Origin of the sequence: Streptomyces sp. PsTaAH-137 (assembly GCF_003259365.1) — a bacterium.
Classification (GTDB): domain Bacteria; phylum Actinomycetota; class Actinomycetes; order Streptomycetales; family Streptomycetaceae; genus Streptomyces.
The window spans coordinates 159698-180166 of the sequence record NZ_QLLY01000018.1 but is presented as its reverse complement, the minus strand read 5'-3'; the positions used below and the strand labels follow the sequence as shown (position 1 = coordinate 180166).

Below are 20469 nucleotides of genomic sequence, written 5' to 3'. Positions count from 1 at the left end.
TCCTCCTGCACGGCCGGGTTCTCATAGTTCAGGTCCGGCTGGTGGGAGAAGAACCGGTGCCAGAAGTACTGCTTGCGCACCGGATCAAACGTCCAGTTCGACGCCTCCGTGTCCACGAAGATGATCCGCGCGTCCTGGTACTGCTTGTCGTCGTCCGCCCAGACGTAGTAGTCGCCGTAGGGGCCGTCGGGATCCGAACGCGACTGCTGGAACCACTCGTGCTGATCACTCGTGTGGTTCATCACGAAGTCGATGATCACGCGCATCCCGCGCTGATGCGCGGCATCCACGAACTCCACGAAGTCCGCCAGATCACCGAACTCCGGTAGTGCGGCGATGTAGTTGGCCACGTCGTAGCCGCCGTCGCGCAGCGGGGATTTGAAGAACGGCGGCAGCCAGAGACAGTCGACGCCGAGCCACTGGAGGTAGTCCAGTTTCGCCGTGATGCCCTTGAGGTCGCCGACACCGTCACCGTTGCTGTCGTAGAAGGAGCGGACCAGGACCTCGTAGAAGACGGCACGCTTGAACCAGTCCGGGTCCCGGCCCGCGGCGTGCGGGTGGGCGGGCAGCATGAGGTCGTTCGCATCCATGAGGGTGCTCCCTCGGGTTGTTCACGCTCGGGGTGTTCATGCCGGTCCGGAAGAGCACTTTTCCTGACTCAACCGAAGGTTCCTGACTCAACCGATCGTCAGAATGTGCGCGGGCGTGACGCCCGGCGTCAGACACACGTATGCGGTGGCGCTCCAGGAGTAGGTCTGACCGGACAGCTCGTCGCGTACGCGAAAGGTGGCGTCCGGCGCGAGGCCCAGCGCCTCGCAGTCGAGGTGGAGTGTGGCCTCCTGGGTGTGGTGCGGGTCGAGGTTCACGACGACCAGAACCGTGTTCGAGCCACTGCGTTTCGAGTACACGAGGACCGCGTCCTTGTCCGCGTGGTGGAAGTGCACGTCCCGCAGTTGCCGCAACGCGGGGCTGCGCCGCCGGATGTCGTTGAGCGCGGTCAGGAGCGGAGCGATCGTCCGTCCCTCGCGCGCCGCAGACTCCCAGTCCCGCGGCCGTAGTTCGTACTTCTCGGAGTGCAGATACTCCTCGCTGCCGGGGCGCAGCGGAGTGTTCTCGCACAGCTCGTATCCGCTGTAGACACCCCAGGACGGGGCGAGGGTCGCCGCCAGGACAGCGCGCAGTTCGAAGGCGGGACGGCCGCCGTGCTGAAGGAACTCGGGCAGGATGTCCGGCGTGTTGGCGAAGAAGTTCGGCCGCATGGAGGCCGCCGACTCACCCGCCAGCTCCTGGACATACTCGGTGAGTTCGCTCTTGGTGTTGCGCCAGGAGAAGTACGTGTACGACTGCTGGAAACCGCTCTGGGCCAGGGCCCTCATCATCGCCGGGCGGGTGAACGCCTCCGCCAGGAAGATGACATCGGGGTCGCCGCGGTTGATGTCCGCGATGACCGCTTCCCAGAACGCGACCGGCTTGGTGTGCGGGTTGTCGACGCGGAAGATGCGGACTCCGTGCGCCATCCAGTGCCGCAGCACACGGGTCGTCTCCGCGACGAGCCCCGGCAGATCGGCGTCGAAGGCGATCGGATAGATGTCCTCGTACTTCTTCGGCGGGTTCTCCGCGTACGCGATCGTGCCGTCGGGGCGGTGGTGGAACCACTCCGGGTGCTTGTGCACCCAGGGGTGGTCGGGGGAGCACTGGAGCGCGAAGTCGAGGGCGATCTCCATGTCCAGCTCCCGGGCGCGCGCGACGAACGCGTCGAAGTCGTCGAGGGTGCCGAGGTCGGGGTGGATGGCGTCGTGCCCGCCCTCGGGGGCGCCGATCGCCCAGGGCACGCCGACATCGTGCGGTCCCGGGGACAGCGAGTTGTCCGGGCCTTTGCGGGCCGTGGTGCCGATGGGGTGGATCGGCGGCAGGTATACGACGTCGAAGCCCATCTCCGCGATCGCCGGCAGGCGCTCCGCCGCCGTGGCGAAGGTGCCGCTCACGGACGGTTTCCCGGGTTCGACGACCGCGCCCTCCGAGCGCGGGAAGAACTCGTACCAGGAGCCGTACAGCGCCCGCTCCCGCTCCACGAGCAGCGAGTGGGAACGGCTCTCCGTCAGACGTTCCTTGACGGGCGCGCTCCGCAACGCGGCGCGCACGGCGGGAGTCATCGCGGCGGCCAGCCGGTCCTGAGGGGTGCGGGCTCCGTCGCCCAGTGCCGCGATCGCCGACCGCAGCGCCTCCCCCGCCGCAGGGTCCGGCCGCAACGCCAGCGCCCGCTCCAGGAGCTCCGCGCCTTGTTCGAGTGTGCTCTCGCAGTCCACGCCGGCGCCCACCTTGACCACGGCGTCACGCATCCACGTGGCCACGGGATCGAGCCATGCGCGCACGCGGTAGCTCCACCGTCCCGGCCGGTCCGCACCGACGTCGGCGCGCCACCGGTCCGTGCCCGCCGCGACCTCCGCCATCGGCCGGAGCAGCGTCTCGGCTCCGTCCGGATCGCGCAGCACCACTTCCGCGCCGAGGACGCCGCTGCCCTCGACGAAAACCAGGGCGGTGACGGGGAAGGACTCGCCCACGACGGATTTCGCCGGGCGCCGTCCGCCGTCCACGGCGGGGCGCACGTCCTCGACGGTCAGCGGGACCGGAACGGGGGTGTGGGTGTGCGCCGTCATCGCGGGTCACCTCCCGGTCCGTGCCCGTGCCGCCTCGACCGGTCCGCCGCCGCGGCGGCCTCCCTGCCGCACCGCTCACCCGTCGCCCGGCACAGGGCCGCGACGGCCCGCGCGAAGCGGTCCGACGTCCCGGCATCGGCCGGGGACGCCAGGAAGCGGCGCTCCCACAAGCGATACCTCGTCAAGCACCGGTCGACCTCGCCGGTGGCACACGATGACTCCATCGCCCATCGACCTCCGGATCTCCGCGTCGTCGGGCCCGGAGGGCCCGTGACCCGTTCACAGAGAGAGAACGCGACGTCACCGTCCGGCGCTCCCTCACCCATAGTGCGGCGCGATCCCGCATCCGGCCTGTTGAACCGAGCGTGGCCCCCGCATCACGCTCCGGTTGCACGAATGGAGTAAGAGATCCAGGCTGAGCAGTGACTCTCGAGCGACCGGTGTTCACCTTCCGTGCGCGCTGTGCGTGCGTGCCGCTCCGCCGAACACGGCGGAACGCGAGCGCCGGTGAGGAGCGAAGAACCATGCACCAGGCAACGCCCCGCTACTACCACGTCACCGTGCGACCGGCCCCCGAACGCGTGGGCCAGGTCCAGCGCATCATGGCCGCGCACCTGCGCTACTGGGGACTGGAGCGGCTGACCCCTTCGACGACCCGAGGTCTCGGTCTGCTGATGGAGCTCGCGGTCCAGGGCAGCCCTGACGCCCGTATCGAGATCGAGGCGTGGTGGAACGGGCAGCAGCTGATCAACGCCGTGTCGTACGAGACCCCGGTGGGCGCCGCGGCGCACGAACTCCCGCTGCGCTGCTCGCAGATCGCCGAGATGAGCGACGGCTGGGGCAGCTGCACCAGGCGGGCCCAGCACCTGGTCTGGTTCGCGCTGCGCAGCCGGATCGACGACCACGAGGTGCTCGTTGCGAAGCGGCCCGCGCCCACGGCGAGCGAGGCGCTGGGCGTGCCCCGCGCCGTGCTGTCCCGCCCCGGTGCGGACGGTGTGCCGGCCCGTGCGGGCGCGGCCTCATGACCCGAGGAGACACCGCACCCGGGGATCAGTCACACGTACGTGTGGGTCGCCCCTACCCCCTCGGGGCGACCCACGACGGCGACGGCACCAACTTCGCGCTGTTCAGTGATGTGGCGAGCCAGGTGGACCTGGTCCTCCTCGATCCCGACGGCACCGAGCACACGGTGACCCTGCCCGAGGTCGACGGCTCCGTGTGGCACGGCTACCTGCCCGGTGTCGGACCTCCCCAGCAGTACGGGTACCGGGTGCACGGCCCGTGGGAGCCGGCCTCCGGCCACCGCTGCGACCCCGAGGCGTTCCTGCTCGACCCGTACGCCAAGGCCGTGCACGACCGGTCGGGCGGGCAGGAGGCGGGCGGGCGCGGCCTGTGCTCCGTCGTCGTCGACCCCGCCTTCGACTGGGCCGGCGACACACCTCCGGGGCACGCCTTCTCCGACTCCGTCATCTACGAGACGCATGTGCGCGGCCTGACGATGCGTCATCCGCAGGTTCCGGACGAGCTGCGGGGCACCTACGCGGGTCTGGCCGAGCCGGCCGTGCTCGACCATCTGACCTCCCTGAAGGTGACCGCGGTCGAGCTGCTGCCCGTGCACCAGTACGTCCAGGACGGCTTCCTGCGCGACCGCGGGCTGTCCAACTACTGGGGGTACAACACGATCGGCTTCTTCGCGCCGCATCACGCCTACGCGGCGCACGGCACCCTCGGCGAGCAGGTCGACGAGTTCAAGAACATGGTCCGCGCCCTGCACGGCGCGGGCCTGGAAGTGATTCTGGACGTGGTCTACAACCACACCGCGGAGGGGAACGAGAACGGCCCCACCCTGTCGTTCCGCGGGATCGACAACGCGTCCTACTACCGGCTCGCCGACGACGACTTCAGCCGCTACTACGACACCACGGGCACCGGCAACAGCCTGCTCATGCGGCACCCCAACGTCCTGCAACTCCTCATGGACTCGCTGCGGTACTGGGTCACCGAATGCCATGTGGACGGGTTCCGCTTCGACCTGGCGGCCACCCTGGCGCGTCAGTTCCACGAGGTGGACCGGCTGTCGGCGTTCTTCGACCTCATCCAGCAGGACCCCGTCGTCGGCCGCGTGAAGCTCATCGCCGAACCCTGGGACCTCGGCGACGGCGGCTACCAGGTGGGCAACTTCCCACCCCAGTGGTCCGAGTGGAACGGCAAGTACCGCGACAGCGTCCGCGACGTGTGGCGGGCCCGCGAGGGCACCCTCGGCGAGTTCGCCGCGCGGCTGACCGGATCGGCCGACCTCTACCAGCACGACCGGCGCCGCCCCCGGGCCAGCGTCAACTTCCTCACGGCGCACGACGGCTTCACCCTACGCGATCTCGTGTCCTTCAACGAGAAGCACAACGCGGACAACGGCGAGGACAACAACGACGGCGAGAGCGACAACCGGTCGTGGAACTGCGGGGCGGAGGGCCCCACCGACGACCCGGGCGTCCTCGCGCTGCGGGCCCGCCAGCAACGCAACCTCCTGACCACCCTCCTTTTGTCGCAGGGCATCCCCATGCTCAGCCATGGGGACGAACTCGGCCGGACGCAGCGCGGCAACAACAACGCCTACTGCCAGGACAACGAGCTGACCTGGGTGGACTGGGACCTCGACGACGACCGCTCATCCCTGCTGGAGTTCACCCGCCGCATCGTCGCACTGCGCGCCGCCCATCCCGTACTGCGGCGGCGCCGGTTCTTCCGCGGACAGGCCCCCACGGACAGCGAGCAGGCCCTGCCGGACGTGGCCTGGCTGCGCCCCGACGCGCGGGCGATGACCGAGAGGGACTGGGAGAACGCGGATGCGCACGCGTTGACGGTGTACCTCAACGGCGACGCGATCGTCGCCCGTGACAGCGAGGGCAACCGCGTGGTCGACGACTCGTTCCTGCTGCTGTTCAACTTCTGCTGGGACCCGGTGGAGTTCACCGTCCCGGACCCGGCCTACGGCATGGCGTGGACCACCCGCGTCGACACCGCGGAGCCCGACGGCGTACCCGACGAGACGGAGCACAAGGCCGAGGAGATCGTCCGGCTGGCCCCGCACTCCTTGCTGGTCCTCACGCGTCCGTCCATCGCGCCGTAGGTTCCCGGCCGCTCGCGGCCGGGCCCGCGACGATCAGTTCGACCTCGTCGCCCTCGCACCGAAGCTCGCGGACCGACCAGGACCGCCCGTCGAGCGAGGTACCGGCGGCCGTGGTGTATCCCGCCACGACGAGGACGGCCCCCGCCGGTCCGTCCACGCGCAGCCCGGCGTCCGCGACCACGTCGTCGGCGAAGCGCAGGACCAGGTCGACCGGCCGGGGCGCCGTCACGAAGGCTCCGGGGTCGGCCAGCCCCCGGATGCGGCATCGCGCGCCGCGGAACAGGTGTGTGTGACCGCAGACGGCCAAGTACGCCTGTGCGCCGACGGGTTCGGATACCGGGTGATCCACAGGTGCCTCCAGGGTGTACGAGGACGGGAGAATCGGATTCCCGCCACCTATAAACTGTGCGTATACATGGAATGTATAGTCACCTTCATGACCTCCCAGCCCTCCACGACCTCGCCGCCGCCGACGCTCGCTCTCGAACGCCCCGCTCATCGCAACCGCGCGGCCGTCACCCCGCTCCTGTGCGCCGCCACGGGTCTGACCTTCGGCGTTCTGACGAACCTGCTGCAGGGCTGGCTGCCCTGGCCCTGGAGCCAGTTGGCCAACTCCGGTGGGGTGTGGTCGGTGCTGGCCTTCGTCACCGGCGCGGTTCTCGCTCCGCGCGTCAGCGGTGTCCGGCGCATCGCCGCGGCCGGCGCGCTGGCCGAGATCGGGCTCGTCGTCGGCTACTACGGCTACGCGGAACTGGGCCGTGACGGGATGGGAAGTCTCGTCTTCCCGCTCGTCTGGCTGGCGATGGCCTGCGTCTCCGGGCCGCTCTTCGGTACGGCCGGCGCCTGGTGGCGGCGGAGCGATCGGCTCTGGCGGCGCGTGGGGGCCCTGGGCGCGTTCGGCGGTCTCTTCGGGAGCGAGTGTCTGCACTCCTGGCTGACGCTCGGATACGCGGACCAGGCCATCGCCTGCGCCGCGATCGCCTGCGCGCTCCCGCCGGCGCTGGCCCGGACGTGGCGCGAGCGCGGCCTGAGCCTCGGCGTGATGGTCCTCGCGTCCCCGGTGGCCTACGCGGCTGTCTACGGCCTGCTGGATCAGATCTCGGCCTAGAGTCGGGGCTTCGGGCTCCAGGGCGGACAAGGGCTACTTCTTGCGCGTGGCCCGCTTGCTCAGCACGGCCAGGATCACGGGGATGACCAGCTCGATCCCGCGGGCCACGTTCGCCGCGGGCAAGCCCGTCTTCTTCGCGATCACGTTGGCCGCGGGGCGGCTCATCCGCGACAGGAGTCCGGCCAGCAGCCCGCCGGAAGCCAGCCCGCCCAGACCGCCGAACGCAGCGACGCCCTGAAGCGGCTGCTGAGCCGCTTCATCGATGGCCTGCCGCACCTCGCGGGCACCCTCGGGCCCTTCCTCGGAACGCTCGCGCAGCCCACCGGAGAGAGCCGCCACCGTGTTCCCGACGACTCCTTGGGCGCCCGCCGCATCCGTGCCGAGCACCTCCGCGAGCTGCTGGAGCCCGTCGTCGCCGAGCTCGTCGAGAACGTCCTGCTCCAGCGGCTTCTCACCCGATTGTTCACTCATGCCCCAAACGCTAAGTCGGTCCGCGGGTATCGGCGACCGCACCCACCGGAAGGTGTCGGGTACACCTGGGCATTCGCCTGCCCGACCGACCCCACTGGGGCCGGACAAGAGCATCGTCCTGGCCCGACCGGGGGTACCTGTGGGACGGTGGACGGACAAGAGACCGAGTCGGTCCGGCCATGTGCCGGCTCTTTGGGTCCCGGACGTTGCCCCCATCACGGGCATTCGGACCCGCCTTAGCCGTAGGGCCCCGCACACCGGGGACCGCATCGTCTTTGGGCTCAGCAACCCCCAGAAGGGGGGCGCCCCATGAACGTAACCGTCGAACGTCACAGCGCCAGCGCCACACTCACCCCGCACGGCGACATCGGCTTCGCCGACCTGGACCAGCTGCGCGCCAGGGTCGACCAACTCCCCTCCGACGTGACCGAGCTGGTGTGGGACCTGCACGCCGTCCCGTTCATGGACATCGCCGGGCTGCACCTGCTCGGCGTCTCCTCCCCGCGGCTGCACGTCAGCGTCACCAATCTGCCGTCGCAGCCGCTGCACCTGCTCCGGCTGGCCGGTGAACTGTTCCCGCACATGGGATGGGAACAGCACCTGCCCGACTCCAGCGCGCCCCGGGCCGCCTAGGACCCTTCTCCGCCCCGCTGATCGGCAGGCGGGGACGCGGGATCCCCTTCCGTGTCGATGTGCGGCAGGATCCGGTCGAGCCAGCTCGGCGTCCACCACGCGTGGGCGCCGAGCAGCGTCATCACAGCCGGTACGAGGAGCAGCCTGACGACGGTCGCGTCGATCAACACGCTGACCGCCAGGCCGAGTCCGAGCATCTTGACCACGATGTTGTCGCTGACGACGAACGCGGCGAAGACGCTCACCATGATCAGGGCGGCGCAGGTGATCACCCGTGCGGTGATCTCCAGCGCGTGGGCGACACTGGCCCGCGCGTCGCCGGTGCGCAGCCAGACTTCATGGACCCGCGACAGCAGGAAGATCTCGTAGTCCATGCTGAGCCCGAAGATGATCGCGAACATCATCATCGGCACATAGCTCTCGATGGGGACCTTGCCCGAGACCCCGAGCGCGGGGCCGCCCCAGCCCCACTGGAAGACGGCGACGACGACGCCGTACGACGCGGCGATGGACAGCACGTTGAGCACCGCCGCCTTCAGCGCGACGAGCAGCCCGCGGAACACGGCCAGGATGATGAGGAAGGCGAGGGCGACGACCACGGCGATGATGAAGGGCAGCCGCTGCGCCACGATGTCGCGGAAGTCGACCTGGGCCGCGGTGGTTCCGGTGACGTAGCCCTGGGCGGTGGTGCCCGACACCGCCTGCGGCAGGGTGTCGTCGACCAGCCGGTTCGTGAGGTCGGTGGTGGCCCCGCTCTGCGGGGACTCCCTGGAGAAGACGGTGCCGACGAGCACGTCTCCGTCCTTCGTGGGGGTCAGCGGCGTCACCGCGGCCGCGCCCGCGACGCCGCCGACCGACTTCTGCGCCTGGGCGACCAGCGCCGAACGCTGGCCGGACGGCACGGAGGACTGGTCGATGACCACGGTCAGCGGGCCGTTGGACCCGGGGCCGAAGGAGTCCGCCATGATGTCGTACGCCCGCCGGTCCGTGAACGACGTCGGGTCGGCGCCGTCGCCGATGTGGCCGAGCTGGATGGACAGCAGCGGGATCGCCAGCACGATCACCGTGACCAGTCCGCCCGTCAGGAACCACAGGGGCCGTCGCTCGACGCGCTGCGCGTAGCGGTGCCAGGTGCCGTGTGCCGACGCTTCGGACGAGGCGTCGGTCTCCGCCACCGTTCTGCCCACACGGTAGCGGTCGACGCGCCTACCGATGAGGCCGAGCAGCGCCGGGACGAGGGTGAGCGCACCGGCGACCGCGGAGACGACGGTCACGGCCGCCGCGAGACCGAGTTTGCTGATGAAGGAGACCCCGGAGACGGAGAGTCCGGCCAGGGCGATGATGACCGTGCAGCCGGAGATGAGGACGGCCCGTCCGCTGGTCGCGGTGGCGTGGCCCGCCGCGTGCACGGGGTCGGTGCCGTCGATGAGGTTCTGCCGGTGCCGGGTGATGAGGAACAGCGCGTAGTCGATGCCGACACCGAGGCCGATCATGGTGGCCAGCGTCGGGGACACGGTCGCGAAGGTGAAGGCCGCGGCCAGCAGGCCCAGACAGGCCAGTCCCCCGATGACCCCGAGCAGCGCGGTGACCAGCGGGAGCCCGGCGGCCAGCACGCTGCCGAACCCGACGAGGAGGACGACGATCGCCACCGCGAAGCCGATGGCCTCGCTGGTCCGGTCGTCGGCCGGCGGCCGCGCCAGTTCGCCGAGCGGGCCGCCGTACTCGACGTCGACCCCGGCGGCCCGCAGCGGCTGCACCGCACTGTCCACGCCGGAGAGGTAGCCGTCGCCGAGCGTGGAGGGCTGCACATCGAAGCGGACCGTGATGTAGGCGGTCTTCCCGTCGGTCGACAGGGGCCCGACGTTCGGCTGCCCGGACGGGGTGGGGGCGGGTTGCGAGCTCGTCGGGAGCGGGTTCTGGGCCGACAGTACGTGCGGCAGTTTCTGCAGGTCGCCGACCGTCTGGCCCATCTGCGAACTCACCGTCGACAGCGGCTGCCCCGTGTCGCGCAGCACAATCTGGCTGCTGTATCCGCCGGCCGCGGGGTCGTGCTTCTGGAGCACGTCCACACCCTTCGAGGACTGCACGCCCGGGAGGGAGAAGTCGTCCGAGTACGTGCCGCCGAACGTCCGGTCGAGCACCTGGAGCGCCGCCAGGACGATCAGCCAGGCGACGATGACGATCACGGAGTGCCGTGCACACCATTCGCCCAGGGCCCTCAGCCTGCCGAGCCGCCGGCTCGGTCCCCGCTCTGGCGTGTCTTGGGTGGCGGGCATGTGCTGCTCCCGGGAGAGATGCTCCCCTGCACGTTCATCGGACTCCGATGAACGCTTACGTTCATTAAACGCCGACACCGTCGGAGCGTCCTGGCGAGTGCGCGCTGCCCCGCTCGGCCCCGCAGCCGACTGGCGCCCGGCTCGGCACCGTCGGACAGTGATCGGGAACACCGGGGTCGTGTCGGCCGTTATCGACATGAAGGCAAAGAGAAAGTAAAGCGCGAAGGAGCTGCACGTTGTCCGCCAGATCGACGGACTCTGCGGGGACCCGTCCCCGCCCCTCCCGCCACGCTCGGTACCGGACGAGCGTGAGCACGGCACAGGGCGGGTGGCGCGCGTGCTGAGCGCCGTGCTCGGCCTGCTCGCGGTCCTCGTGCTGACGGCGGGCACCGGCTACTTCGTCGCCCAGGAGTTCGCGTACGTCGCCGCCGACCGGCTCGCCCTCGCCCGTGCGGCGGAGGCGGGCGACAAGAAGGCCGCCAAGGCGCTGACGGTCCTGGAGCGGCTGTCGTTCATGCTGTCGGGCGCGCAGCTCGGCATCACGGTCACCGGCCTGATCGTCGGCTTCCTGGCCGAACCGTCGGTCTCGACCCTGCTGCGACCGGTGCTGTCCGGGATCGGGCTTCCGGACGCGGCCGTCACGACGATCGCGGTGATCCTGGCGTTCGTCCTGGCCACCGTGGTCCAGATGGTGCTGGGCGAGCTGGCCCCCAAGAACCTGGCGCTGGCCGTCCCGGAGCGCCTGGCCAAGGCCCTCGCGGGCTCCACGGTCGCGTACCTCAAGGTGGTCGGCCCGGTGGTCCGGCTCTTCGACGGCGCCGCGAACGGGCTGCTGCGCAGGGTCGGCATCGAGCCGGTCGAGGAACTGCATCACGGCGCGACCCTGGAGGAGCTGAGCCATCTCATCGGCGAGTCCCACCAGCAGGGCGAACTGCCGCGCGAGGCCGCCTCGCTGCTCGACCACGCGCTGGAGTTCAACGAGCGGACGCTGCACGCGGTGATGGTGCCGCGCGCCGACGCCGTGTTCGTCCGCAAGGACGCCACGGCCACCGACACGATCGAGCTGATCGCCGAGCACGGCCACTCCACGTACCCCGTGATGGGCGACCACCCCGACGACGTCACCGGCGTCCTGGGGGTCCGGGAGCTGATGGCCCTGCCGCAGTCCGCGTACGCGACCCGTACGGCCGCCGCACTCGCGCGGCGCCCTCTCCTTCTGCCCGACACGCTCCGGCTGCCCGACGCGGTGGACCGGATGCGCGAGGCCGACGACGAGTTCGCGGTCGTGCTCGACGAGCACGGTGGTGTCGCGGGCATCGTCACCTACGAGGACATCGCCGAGGAGCTGGTCGGGGACATCGCCGACGAGAGCGACCGGGAGCCGCGGCTCGCCGTCCCCGATCCGGACGGCGCGGGCTGGACGGTCGACGCCGGCCGCCGCATCGACGAGGTCGCCGAGGCCACCGGCATCGAACTGCCCGAGGACGAGGACTACGACACCGTGGCGGGCCTGATCGTGGACCGGCTCGGCCGCTTCCCGGCCATCGGCGACCGCCTCACCCTCGACCTCGCCGACGGCGACAGCGTGGTCATCGACGTGACCGGCCTCGACCGCCACGTCCCGGACGAGATCCATCTGACCCGGGTACCCGCCGGTATCGGCCCGTCCGCCGAGGAGGCGCGCTCATGAGCTTCCCCCTGGCTCTCTTCATCACCGTCCTGCTCCTGATCGGCAGCGGCTTCTTCGTGGCCGCCGAGTTCGCCCTGGTCGCCGCGAAACGCCACCGGATGGAGAAGGCGGCCGCGACCGGACAGCGCGGCGCCAAGGCCGCGCTCGCCGGAATGCGCGAGCTGTCGCTGATGCTGGCCGGTGCCCAGCTCGGCATCACCATCTGCACCCTGGGCCTCGGATCGATCTCCAAGCCCGCCATCTCCCACGCGATCGATCCGCTGTTGCACGGCTGGGGTCTGCCCAGCGGACTCAGCTACGGCGTCTCCTTCGCCCTCGCCATGATCGTGGTGGTCTTCCTGCACATGGTCGTCGGCGAGATGGCCCCCAAGTCCTGGGCCATCGCGCACCCCGAGCGGTCGGCGATGCTCCTCGCGCCGCCGTTCCGCGCGCTGGTCAAGACGGTCCGCCCGCTGATCCGGATCCTCAACCGCATCAGCAACGCGCTGGTACGCCTGTGCCGTGTCACCCCGCGCGACGAGCTCGCCGAGGTCCACAACCGCGAGCAACTCACCGATCTCGTCGCCGAGTCGGAGCGGCTCGGCCTGATCAGCAAGGACGACTCGGAGCTCATCACCAGCTCCCTCGTCGAACCGCTCTCCCCCGTCGGCGAACTCCAGGTTCCGGCCGCGCGGATCACCTCCGTACCGGCCGACGCGGACATCGACACCGTCCTCGCGACGGCCGCCGCCACCGACCGCAGCCGCCTCCTGGTCCGTGACGGATCCCTGGTCACCGGCTCCGTCCACGCCCGCGACGCGCTCATCGCGCGGGCCCGCGGACGCACGACGACCGCCCGCGAACTGGCCCGCCCCGTGCCCGAGTTGCTGGAGACCGACACCGTCGGCCACGCCATCGAGGAACTCCGCGCCCGTCGCGCCTCGTTGGCGGTCGTCTGCGACGACACCGGCCGGCTCACCGGTCTCGTCGCTCTGGACGACCTCTTGGCGCGTCTCACCCACCCGCGGGCCGCGTAAGATCCAATTCCTGTGAGCAGCAACCCGATCCACGATCCGCACCACCCTCCGATCCGCTTATCCGGGGCCTCCCGGCGCGCCGCGGTGGCCGCCCGCTGTCGCGTCGTGACGGAGGCCCGCTGGTTCGCCGTCACCGTCTTCGTGGTGATCCTCACCAACGCGGCCGTCCTCGGCGTCGAGACCTACAGCGGGATCACCGACCGGTTCGACGACGAGCTGAAGGTGGTCGAGCACGTCTTCCTGGCCGTCTTCACCGCCGAGATCGTGCTGCGGATCGGCGCGCATCTCGACCGGCCGCGCGCGTTCTGGCGCGACGGATGGAACGTGTTCGACCTCGCCGTGGTGCTGTGCGCGTTCCTGCCGTTCGTCCGCGAGAACGCCACCGTGCTGCGCCTGCTGCGACTGTCCCGCGTGCTGCGCGCGGCCCGGTTCCTGCCCCAACTGCGCATCGTGCTGGTCGCGGTGGGCCGCAGCCTGCCCGGCACCGTCAGCTTCCTGCTGGTGGGCGGGCTGCTGCTGTACGTCTACGCGATGGTGGGCTGGGTCTTCTTCGCCGACGACAATCCCGAGCACTTCGGGTCGATCGGCCGCGCGATCCTCACCCTGTTCCTGCTGATGACCCTGGACGGTCTCGGCGACGCGGTGCACGGGGGCCTGGAGATCTCGCGCTGGAGCATCGTCTACTACGCCTCCTACGTCCTCATCGCCTCCTTCGTCCTGGTCAACGTCCTCATCGGTGTCGTCATCACGTCGCTGGACGAGGCCCGCGCGATGGAGGAGTCCGGGCCCGAGGAGCCCCGGTCCGACGAGCCTGCCGCGGCGACGGCTTCCGAGGAGGAGGTACGCGCCCGGATCGCCACGGCGCGCAGGGCGCTGGACGATCTGGAGGCGAGCCTGGCCGCCTTCCCGGCGCCGCGGCAGTCCCTCACAGGTGCCGATCCGCGAAGAAGTCCCACATGAGGGAGGTCATGTCCGGGCCCAGCGGATCCGCGTACGAACCGGTGCCGCCGCCCGGCCACTTGTGGGCCAGACCTTCCACGTCGTACTTCTCGATCAGCGGCTGTCCGCCGCCGCGCGCCGTGTAGCTGGTGCGGGTGTAGGGGCGCTCCCCCGGAGCGTCCACGCGCCGGGTGGCGTCGGGCATGTCGTCCACGTCTCCGTCGAGCCGGCCGTCCGGAGCGAGATCGTCCACGGCGGCCCACTGCGAGGCCAGCCGGTCGGCCATCCACGGCGGCACCGTCGTGTCCGCGCTGCCCTGTTCGATGAGCAGGGGAACCTGCCGGGCGCGCGGTCCCATCTCGGCGTGGGCGAGCTTCGCCGTCTCCACCGGGCTGACCGCGTCCGGGTCGGGCTTGACCTTGTCGAAGGCGTACTCCCCGCCGGCCAGGGAGGCCGCGGAGGCGTAGACGTCCGGATAGGCCGCCGCCATGACGACCGCGAGCCCGGCGCCGGACGAGGCTCCGGCGACGTGCACCCTTGCGCCATCGGCGTGATAGTTCGTCAGCACCTCGCGCGTGAGCCCCGCGATCAAGGAGGGTTCGCCGCTTCCCCGGTGCTGGTGCGCGGGCTCGATCGCGTTCCAGCAGCGGAGCAGGTTGCGCCAGGGATCCTGTGACGGATAGACGACGATGAACCCCTTGGCGTCGGCCAGCCGGTCGAACCGGGTCATGTCCTTCATCGAGTTCTCGGCGAAGCCGGTCATGCCGCAGCCGTGCAGCGCCACCACTTCCCGGGCCGGTACCCGGGCGGCAGGTGCACCTGGTACTCCACCTTGCCCGCGGCGTTGATGTAGGTGCCCCGCTCGTCGTGTCCCGCGGCGGCGACCGCTCCGTCCGTCAGGAACGTCAGCGCCATGCCCGTCGTCGCGGCGACCATCAGCGCGCGCCGGAACGTCTCTCCCATCACAGGCCTCCCGTGGATGTGATCAGATTCCGCACATCCTGGGTGACCCGCTCCGTCACCGGCCAGTGGCAGTCGCCCAACCGTGGCGAGCCGTTCCTGTGCGGACTCACATCGCCCGACGAGACGCCGGGGCGTCAGCGCGGGACGCGTGCCGCCCGCAGGGCCAGTGCCCAGCCCAGGCGCGCCTCACCCGACTCGATGGACCAGCCCGTGATCTCGGAGATCCGCTCCAGCCGGTTCAGGATCGTGTTGCGGTGGCAGTACAGGCGCTCGGCGGTGCGCGGGGCCGAGCAGCCCGTGGCCAGCCACGTGGCGAGTGTCTCCATCAGCAGGACGCCGTCCGCTCCGCACTCCGGGACGCCTCCCAGATAGCGGGCGAGGATCCGGTCGGCGATCTCGGCGTCGTGGGTGAGCATCGCCTCGACCAGCCGCTCGTCGAGTTCCGCCACCTCGCCGCTGTGCGGGAACACCGTGCTGAGCGCGCGCTCCGCCAGGCGCAGCGCGGTGTCCGCGTCGGCGATGCTCCGGAACGGAGGCGACATGCCGACAGCCCCCAGGCGCGCGTCGCGCAGCACGGCCGCCGGCTTCGCCGAATCGAACGACGCCAGGCGCACAAGGCCCGTACTGCGTGCGGCGCGCGTGCGCCAGAACGACCACAGGTCCGCCTCCTGCAGTACGGGTTCGGGGGCGGCGGGGTCGGCGGGGTTCTGGTCGATCACCACGACCACGTAGCAGTCGTTGACCGGGATGCCCAGAGCGGTGGATGCCGCGGCGGCCACGGCGGGGTCGCCGCCCCGCCCTTCCAGGAGCGCTTCGAAGAAGGCGCCGCGGCGGGACTCCCGGCGGTGCTGCAGTTCGAGTTGGGCGAGGCGGTAGGCGTCCGACATCACGGTCGAGAACCGGTCGATGGTCTCCCACAGTGCTCCGGCGACCTCCAGTGCGAGGTCCTGTTCGCTCGCCGGGCGGCCCCTGAGCGGTTCCGTCATGGCCTGCCACAGGACGCGGCCCCCGCGCCGGTACGCCATCAGCACGTTGTCCAGCGGCATGCCCTGTCCGGCCCGCCGCCGTCCGGTCTCCGTCGCCGCGGCCGTGAAGTCGGCGGCTCCGGCGGGCAGCCGGCCGAAGTCCTGGATGACGAGGACGAGATTGTCGCGGCAGATCGCGCGCAGGTCGGCGAGGGGCACCGGGCGGCCGGAGGCGTAGAGCGCGCTGTGCGCGCAGATGTCGGACACCAGCCGCCCGGTGATGCCGTCGATGTCGTCCAGCAGGGCGGACGCCAGATGGCGGCGCAGCCGGGCCTCGTCCTGTGCCATGGCCATGCGCGCCCCTTCAGGTCCGGTCGGCGGGTGATCGTCAGTATTGTCGCCCGCCGCGGGAGATCGTCTAGGCCGCGAGGTAGTCGTGCACCGGTTCCATCGGGGCCAGGGTCAGGTCCGTGACGATGTGGCTGGCGGAGACGACCTCCAGGACCGGCAGGTCCGCGAGCGGCGCCATGACGTGGGCGGACAGCTGGAGGCGGGCCGGCCCCTGGTAGGCGGCCTTGACCGTGACGTCGGTGATGCGGGTACGGACGAGGCGGCAGGAGTCGAGCCGCCAGTCGAGGCTCGGGACGATCTTCACGGCGTAGGTCGGGACCGTGATCTGCTCCCGGGCCAGCTCCCTGTCCAGGGGTTCCCACTTGTACGGCATCGTGGCGGTGGCCACCCGCTGGGTGCCGTAGTCCAGGGTGCCGACGAGAGCGCCGTGGTCGGCGAACAGGGCCGGGGACCCGATCGTCTTCGGGTACGCGCTCAGCTCCCGGCCGGCCGCGGTGGCGCCGAAGTTGTCCAGGTGCATGGCGTGCAGATACTCCCCGCGCTCGTCGCCGAGGCGCACGGGGACGACCTGGCCGCACTCCAGGTACGGGCCGTAGCCCTCGACGTCCCCCATCTTCATGATCTCGAACCGCACCAGGGGTTCGTCGATCTCGAGCGGTTCGGGGACGACGGCGCGCAGCGCTTCCGGGTCGGTCCGGTACAGGACGTTGAGGTACTCGCGGTCCGTGAAACGGGTGGCGCGGGGCGGATAGACGGGCGTGGTCAGCGGGGTGGTGACGTGACGGCGGACCTCTTCGGCGCGCATGGGGGTCTCCTGTGCTGCTTGTCGTGCTGCCTGTATCGCCAGGGGTGCGTCGGCATCCGTAGGTCGACGTCACGCACGAAACCTGCGATACAGTCTGTATCGGATACACCATGTATCCGATAGGTGGTTCTCCGCAAATCCGGGCCCACGGGCCCCGCGGCACCGCCCCGCACCACTGGAAGAACCTGGAAGAAGATCGTCATGCCGTTCACCCTCCCCACCGATCCGATGTCCCGGCCGGTCACCGTCATCGGCGCCGGCACCCTCGGGCGCCGCATCGCCCTGATGTTCGCCACCCGCGGCGGTTCGGTCCGCGTGTACGACCCGGTCCGCGAGGCCGGGCAGGCGGCGTGCGCGTACGTCGAGCAGCACGTGGCCGAGGTCGCCGCGGGCATCGAGGGCGGCACGCCCGGCACCGTGACCTCGACGACCGATCTGGCCGAGGCGCTGGCCGGCGCCTGGCTGGTCGTGGAGGCGATCCCCGAGCGCCTGGACCTGAAGAAGCAGATCTTCGCCGACCTGGACCGGGCGGCGGACGCCGACGCGATCCTGGCGAGCAACTCGTCGTCGTACCCCACGAGCGCTTTCATCGACCACGTCACGCACCCCGAGCGCGTGCTCAACATGCACTTCTACATGCCGCCCGCGCAGAGCGCCGTCGACCTGATGTCGAGCGGCCGCACCGACCGGGCCGTGCTCGACCTGCTCCTGCGCGAGCTGCCGCACTACGGCGTCTTCCCCTTCGAGGCGCGCCGCGAGAGCACCGGCTTCATCTTCAACCGGGTCTGGGCGGCCATCAAGCGCGAGGCGCTGTGCGTGGTCGCCGAGGGCGTCTCGACCCCGCAGGACGTCGACGCGATGTGGATGATCAACATGGGTGGGGTCGCCGGACCGTTCCGCACCATGGACCGGGTCGGCCTGGACGTCGTCCTGGACATCGAGAACCACTACGCCGCCGAGAACCCGCACCTGCCGACCGGCCCCCGTGAGCTGCTGCGCGGCTATGTGGACGCCGGGCACCTCGGCGTGAAGAGCGGCCGCGGCTTCTACGACGACTACGACCCCGCGAGCTGATCGTGGCGGGTTCCGGGGCGTGTCCGGCGGTCCCTTAGGCTGGCCACGCACCGCGCCCCGCCTGCGAAGTCTCCCCGAAAGAGCCCCGACGTGCCGAAGTCACCGACCAAACGCCGGCCTCTGACCCGTGCCGCCCTCTCGGAGAGCGCCTGGTCCCTTTTCCGGGAGAAGGGGTTCCACGCCACGACCATCAGCGACATCGTCGAACGGGCGGGGCTCACCCGAGGCGCCTTCTACTCCAACTACCGGGACAAGGAAGAGCTGTTCCTCGCCCTGTACGACGAACACACCGACCGGCTGCTGGCCGGCCTGGAGGCCTCGGGCGCGGAAGCGGCTCCGGACCAGGATCCGATCGCGCGGCTCGGTGAACGCATCGCGGGGCGTACCGCCGAGGAGCGCCAATGGTTCCTCGTCTCCATGGAGTTCACCCTGCACGCGGCCCGCACCCCCGCCGTCGCCGAGCAACTGGCCGCCCACGAGGACCGTCTCGCCCAGGGGCTGACGGACGTCCTCGCCTCGGCCCTCGACGGGGCGGGGGCCGAGCCCTCGCTCCCGGCGGACGAACTCGCCCGCCTGCTCATCGCCCTGTTCGAAGGGGTCACCGCCCACCAGGTCATCCACGGCAACAGCCGCCTGACGGAGAACTTCACGCCCCTGCTGCTGCGCACCCTCACGACACCGGCCGACCCGGCCTCCTGACCGGGGGGCGGGGCTCACACCCCGCCCCCCCCGCACCTGACTACTCGACCGGACCGCGCCAAGAAGCGCCGCCCGGCTTCAGATGACGGTCGAAGAAGGCGGCCGCCGCGTCACCCGCGTGCTGCGGGACACCGGTGTGTCCGCCCATGTTGGCGTTCAGGGTCTTCTCCTTCGATCCGAAGGCGTCGAACAGATCCAGGGCCGCCTGCCGGTCGTTCCCCTTGTCGTCCCACTGCAGGAGGACATGGAGCGGAATGGTGACGTCGCGGGCCTCCTCGTACACAGCACGAGGGACGAAGCTGCCGGCGAAGAGGACGGCGGCCGCGATGCGCGGCTCGGCCACCGCCAGCCGCGTCCCGATGGAGATCACGCCGCCCGAGTAGCCGACCGGGCCGTCGATCTCGGGCAGCGCCAGGAGGGCGTCCACCAGGGTCCGCCATTCCGGGACCGCCCGGTCGACCAGGGGAAGGACGAGCCGGTCCACGATGTCGTCGGTGACCGGCTCACCGGCCGCCAGGGCCCGGCGCAGGTCGGCGCGGGCCTCCTCGGCGACGGCCGACCGGGGCCGGTCACCGCTTCCGGGGAGTTCGATCGTGGCCGCGGCGAAGCCCTGCGCCGCGGAGTGCCGGGCCCGGGCGGCCAGGCGCGGGTACATCTTGTCCAGGCCGCCGGGGTGGCCGAGCAGGATCACGGGCGTGGGGGCGGATGCGGCGGCGGGCGTCCACAGGATGCCGGGGACGTCGCCGAGGGTGAACGCGCGCTCGACGACGGCGCCCCCGAGGGAGCGTTCAGAAGTGAAGTGCATGGTCGTGCCTTTCGGGAGTGCTCGGAAAGCGGCGCTCCCGGACGACCTATCGCCCGACCGTGGCTCCGGAGGAGAGCACCCAAGTGAATACGGTCACGGGTACCACCTCCTCGTTCTGTCGCACGGCCTCCCGAAAGCTAGCAGCGGTCGTGGCCGGACGCCAAACGGTTTCCGGGCGCGACCGGGAGGCCGTCCCTACTCGATGGCGGCCTCGATGTGGTCGAGGTGGGCGGCCAGGATCTCCTCGAACGCCGCCGGGCGGTCCGCTCCGAGCGGGGGAACGTCCCGGGCGAAGTGGGCCAGCGCGGGGAAGCGCTCGGGGTCGGCGCCGAACACGGCGACGCGGAACAGCTCCATGCCCTGCTCGTACTCCTCGGACGTCAGCGTGCGGACCGCGGCCTCGGAGGCGATCAACGAGACGATGAGCACGGCGAGACGGTGATATCGCGCAGGAATCTCCTCGTCGGGCAGCCCCGACTCCCGCAGGGCCTGCAGCACTTCTTCCATGACCAGCCGCGAACCGTTGCCGCCCGACGCATGGCGGCCCCACACCGCGGCGAGCTGCGGCTGCCCCTCGAAGGCCTCCCGCAACCGCAGCGCGAGAGCGGTGATGCGCTCCCTCCAGTCGCCGCCCCGAGGCCGGTAACCGTCCATCGCCGCGACCAGGATCCGGTCCGCGACCGCGCGCAGCAGCTCCGTCTTGCTGCGGAAATGCCGGTAGAGGCTGGACGAGTCGGTCCCGAGGGCCGCGGCCAGCTTGCGCACGCTGAACGACTCCGCGTCGCTCGTGCGCAGCAGGTCCGCCGCCGCGTCCAGGATCTCCTCGCTCGTCCACCGCCTGCGACCTGCCATGTCGCTCCTCTCGCCAACTCCCAGCATAATTCATGCAC

The 20469-nt window shown here is 70.7% G+C and carries 21 protein-coding genes; 9 read left to right on the top strand and 12 right to left on the bottom strand.

The genetic code is table 11. The features are described 5' to 3' along the window. The 3 genes from K377_RS32840 to K377_RS42900 form a co-directional block, all read right to left on the bottom strand. On the bottom strand, positions 1-590 hold a 590-nt coding region (locus tag K377_RS32840), incomplete at its 3' end, for an alpha-amylase family glycosyl hydrolase (RefSeq protein WP_237551629.1). A gap of 87 nt (positions 591-677) precedes the next feature. Next, the gene (locus tag K377_RS32835) at positions 678-2657 is read right to left on the bottom strand and encodes an alpha-1,4-glucan--maltose-1-phosphate maltosyltransferase (RefSeq protein ID WP_111667238.1); all 1980 of its coding nucleotides are present in this window, start codon (positions 2655-2657) and stop codon (positions 678-680) included. Next, a complete protein-coding gene (locus tag K377_RS42900; RefSeq protein WP_375605979.1) occupies positions 2654-2881 on the bottom strand; it encodes a DUF5133 domain-containing protein in 228 nt (75 codons plus the stop codon). The genes K377_RS32835 and K377_RS42900 overlap by 4 nt, the downstream gene beginning before the upstream one ends. 300 nt (positions 2882-3181) lie before the next feature. Between K377_RS42900 and K377_RS32825 the strand changes: the two genes are divergently transcribed. Beyond that, positions 3182-3682 carry a pep a2 gene (locus K377_RS32825; RefSeq protein WP_111667236.1) on the top strand — a complete coding sequence of 167 codons (501 nt, stop codon included), beginning with the start codon at positions 3182-3184 and terminating at the stop codon, positions 3680-3682. Positions 3683-3723: 41 nt separating this feature from the next. Further along, on the top strand, positions 3724-5784 hold the full coding sequence (glgX, locus tag K377_RS32820; RefSeq protein WP_258395207.1) for a glycogen debranching protein GlgX: 2061 nt from the start codon (positions 3724-3726) through the stop codon (positions 5782-5784). Here the strand turns inward: glgX and K377_RS32815 are convergent. Then, positions 5759-6013 carry a hypothetical protein gene (locus K377_RS32815; RefSeq protein ID WP_309252254.1) on the bottom strand — a complete coding sequence of 85 codons (255 nt, stop codon included), beginning with the start codon at positions 6011-6013 and terminating at the stop codon, positions 5759-5761. The genes glgX and K377_RS32815 overlap by 26 nt on opposite strands. Positions 6014-6220: 207 nt before the next feature. On the opposite strand from K377_RS32815, the gene K377_RS42080 reads away from it, so the two are divergent. Further along, positions 6221-6892, top strand: coding sequence for a DUF6518 family protein (locus K377_RS42080; RefSeq protein WP_220093189.1), 672 nt, complete (start codon positions 6221-6223; stop codon positions 6890-6892). Positions 6893-6925: 33 nt separating this feature from the next. Here K377_RS42080 and K377_RS32805 read toward each other — a convergent pair whose 3' ends face one another. Next, a complete protein-coding gene (locus K377_RS32805) occupies positions 6926-7363 on the bottom strand; it encodes a DUF937 domain-containing protein (protein ID WP_111667233.1) in 438 nt (145 codons plus the stop codon). Positions 7364-7672: 309 nt separating this feature from the next. Between K377_RS32805 and K377_RS32800 the strand changes: the two genes are divergently transcribed. Next, a complete protein-coding gene (locus tag K377_RS32800; protein ID WP_111667232.1) occupies positions 7673-7996 on the top strand; it encodes an STAS domain-containing protein in 324 nt (107 codons plus the stop codon). On the opposite strand, the gene K377_RS32795 is transcribed toward K377_RS32800, so the two are convergent. Further along, on the bottom strand, positions 7993-10272 hold the full coding sequence (locus tag K377_RS32795) for an MMPL family transporter (protein ID WP_111667231.1): 2280 nt from the start codon (positions 10270-10272) through the stop codon (positions 7993-7995). The two genes, K377_RS32800 and K377_RS32795, sit on opposite strands and share 4 nt — an antisense overlap. Before the next feature lie 340 nt (positions 10273-10612). Here K377_RS32795 and K377_RS32790 point away from each other — a divergent pair, with 340 nt between their 5' ends. From K377_RS32790 to K377_RS32780, 3 genes are read left to right on the top strand one after another with little or no spacing between them, the layout of a single operon-like run. Further along, entirely contained in the window at positions 10613-11962 is a 1350-nt protein-coding gene (locus K377_RS32790) for a hemolysin family protein (protein WP_111667252.1), read from the top strand. Continuing rightward, positions 11959-12978, top strand: a complete 1020-nt coding sequence (locus tag K377_RS32785; protein WP_111667230.1) for a hemolysin family protein — start codon at positions 11959-11961, stop codon at positions 12976-12978. The genes K377_RS32790 and K377_RS32785 overlap by 4 nt, the downstream gene beginning before the upstream one ends. A 27-nt stretch (positions 12979-13005) precedes the next feature. Then, the gene (locus K377_RS32780) at positions 13006-13938 is read left to right on the top strand and encodes an ion transporter (protein ID WP_111667251.1); all 933 of its coding nucleotides are present in this window, start codon (positions 13006-13008) and stop codon (positions 13936-13938) included. Here K377_RS32780 and K377_RS32775 read toward each other — a convergent pair. The 4 genes from K377_RS32775 to K377_RS32760 all read right to left on the bottom strand — a co-directional run bounded on the left by K377_RS32775 (position 13904) and on the right by K377_RS32760 (position 17001). Further along, positions 13904-14680: a PHB depolymerase family esterase gene (locus tag K377_RS32775; RefSeq protein WP_237551628.1), complete on the bottom strand. Its 777-nt coding sequence runs from the start codon at positions 14678-14680 to the stop codon at positions 13904-13906. The genes K377_RS32780 and K377_RS32775 overlap by 35 nt on opposite strands. Next, the gene (locus K377_RS32770) at positions 14677-14880 is read right to left on the bottom strand and encodes a hypothetical protein (RefSeq protein WP_111667228.1); all 204 of its coding nucleotides are present in this window, start codon (positions 14878-14880) and stop codon (positions 14677-14679) included. The genes K377_RS32775 and K377_RS32770 overlap by 4 nt, the downstream gene beginning before the upstream one ends. 134 nt (positions 14881-15014) lie before the next feature. Further along, on the bottom strand, positions 15015-16199 hold the full coding sequence (locus K377_RS32765; RefSeq protein ID WP_237551627.1) for a CdaR family transcriptional regulator: 1185 nt from the start codon (positions 16197-16199) through the stop codon (positions 15015-15017). 64 nt (positions 16200-16263) lie between these two features. After that, complete coding sequence (locus K377_RS32760; protein ID WP_111667227.1) at positions 16264-17001, bottom strand: acetoacetate decarboxylase; 738 nt, start codon at positions 16999-17001, stop codon at positions 16264-16266. 201 nt (positions 17002-17202) lie between these two features. Between K377_RS32760 and K377_RS32755 the strand changes: the two genes are divergently transcribed. Next, positions 17203-18075 (top strand): 3-hydroxyacyl-CoA dehydrogenase family protein, encoded by an 873-nt coding sequence (locus tag K377_RS32755; protein ID WP_111667226.1) that lies wholly within the window; start codon positions 17203-17205, stop codon positions 18073-18075. 90 nt (positions 18076-18165) lie between these two features. Further along, a complete protein-coding gene (locus K377_RS32750) occupies positions 18166-18774 on the top strand; it encodes a TetR/AcrR family transcriptional regulator (protein ID WP_111667225.1) in 609 nt (202 codons plus the stop codon). Between the two features lie 40 nt (positions 18775-18814). Here the strand turns inward: K377_RS32750 and K377_RS32745 are convergent, their stop codons facing one another. Together K377_RS32745 and K377_RS32735 are read right to left on the bottom strand one after the other, a co-directional pair. After that, the gene (locus tag K377_RS32745) at positions 18815-19579 is read right to left on the bottom strand and encodes a dienelactone hydrolase family protein (RefSeq protein ID WP_111667224.1); all 765 of its coding nucleotides are present in this window, start codon (positions 19577-19579) and stop codon (positions 18815-18817) included. Positions 19580-19774: 195 nt separating this feature from the next. Then, complete coding sequence (locus K377_RS32735) at positions 19775-20431, bottom strand: TetR/AcrR family transcriptional regulator (protein WP_111667223.1); 657 nt, start codon at positions 20429-20431, stop codon at positions 19775-19777. Between the last annotated feature and the right edge of the window lie 38 nt (positions 20432-20469).

What these genes read in the sequence shown, in the direction of transcription:
- K377_RS32765 (WP_237551627.1), bottom strand. Translation starts at nt 16,199, where the DNA reads ATGGCCATGGCACAGGACGAGGCCCGGCTGCGCCGCCATCTGGCGTCC.
- K377_RS32835 (WP_111667238.1), bottom strand. Translation starts at nt 2,657, where the DNA reads ATGACGGCGCACACCCACACCCCCGTTCCGGTCCCGCTGACCGTCGAG.
- K377_RS42080 (WP_220093189.1), top strand. Translation starts at nt 6,221, where the DNA reads ATGACCTCCCAGCCCTCCACGACCTCGCCGCCGCCGACGCTCGCTCTC.
- K377_RS32800 (WP_111667232.1), top strand. Translation starts at nt 7,673, where the DNA reads ATGAACGTAACCGTCGAACGTCACAGCGCCAGCGCCACACTCACCCCG.
- K377_RS32755 (WP_111667226.1), top strand. Translation starts at nt 17,203, where the DNA reads ATGCCGTTCACCCTCCCCACCGATCCGATGTCCCGGCCGGTCACCGTC.
- K377_RS32795 (WP_111667231.1), bottom strand. Translation starts at nt 10,272, where the DNA reads ATGCCCGCCACCCAAGACACGCCAGAGCGGGGACCGAGCCGGCGGCTC.
- K377_RS42900 (WP_375605979.1), bottom strand. Translation starts at nt 2,881, where the DNA reads ATGGAGTCATCGTGTGCCACCGGCGAGGTCGACCGGTGCTTGACGAGG.
- K377_RS32775 (WP_237551628.1), bottom strand. Translation starts at nt 14,680, where the DNA reads ATGACCGGCTTCGCCGAGAACTCGATGAAGGACATGACCCGGTTCGAC.
- K377_RS32770 (WP_111667228.1), bottom strand. Translation starts at nt 14,880, where the DNA reads ATGGGAGAGACGTTCCGGCGCGCGCTGATGGTCGCCGCGACGACGGGC.
- K377_RS32735 (WP_111667223.1), bottom strand. Translation starts at nt 20,431, where the DNA reads ATGGCAGGTCGCAGGCGGTGGACGAGCGAGGAGATCCTGGACGCGGCG.
- K377_RS32825 (WP_111667236.1), top strand. Translation starts at nt 3,182, where the DNA reads ATGCACCAGGCAACGCCCCGCTACTACCACGTCACCGTGCGACCGGCC.
- K377_RS32760 (WP_111667227.1), bottom strand. Translation starts at nt 17,001, where the DNA reads ATGCGCGCCGAAGAGGTCCGCCGTCACGTCACCACCCCGCTGACCACG.
- K377_RS32785 (WP_111667230.1), top strand. Translation starts at nt 11,959, where the DNA reads ATGAGCTTCCCCCTGGCTCTCTTCATCACCGTCCTGCTCCTGATCGGC.
- K377_RS32805 (WP_111667233.1), bottom strand. Translation starts at nt 7,363, where the DNA reads ATGAGTGAACAATCGGGTGAGAAGCCGCTGGAGCAGGACGTTCTCGAC.
- K377_RS32745 (WP_111667224.1), bottom strand. Translation starts at nt 19,579, where the DNA reads ATGCACTTCACTTCTGAACGCTCCCTCGGGGGCGCCGTCGTCGAGCGC.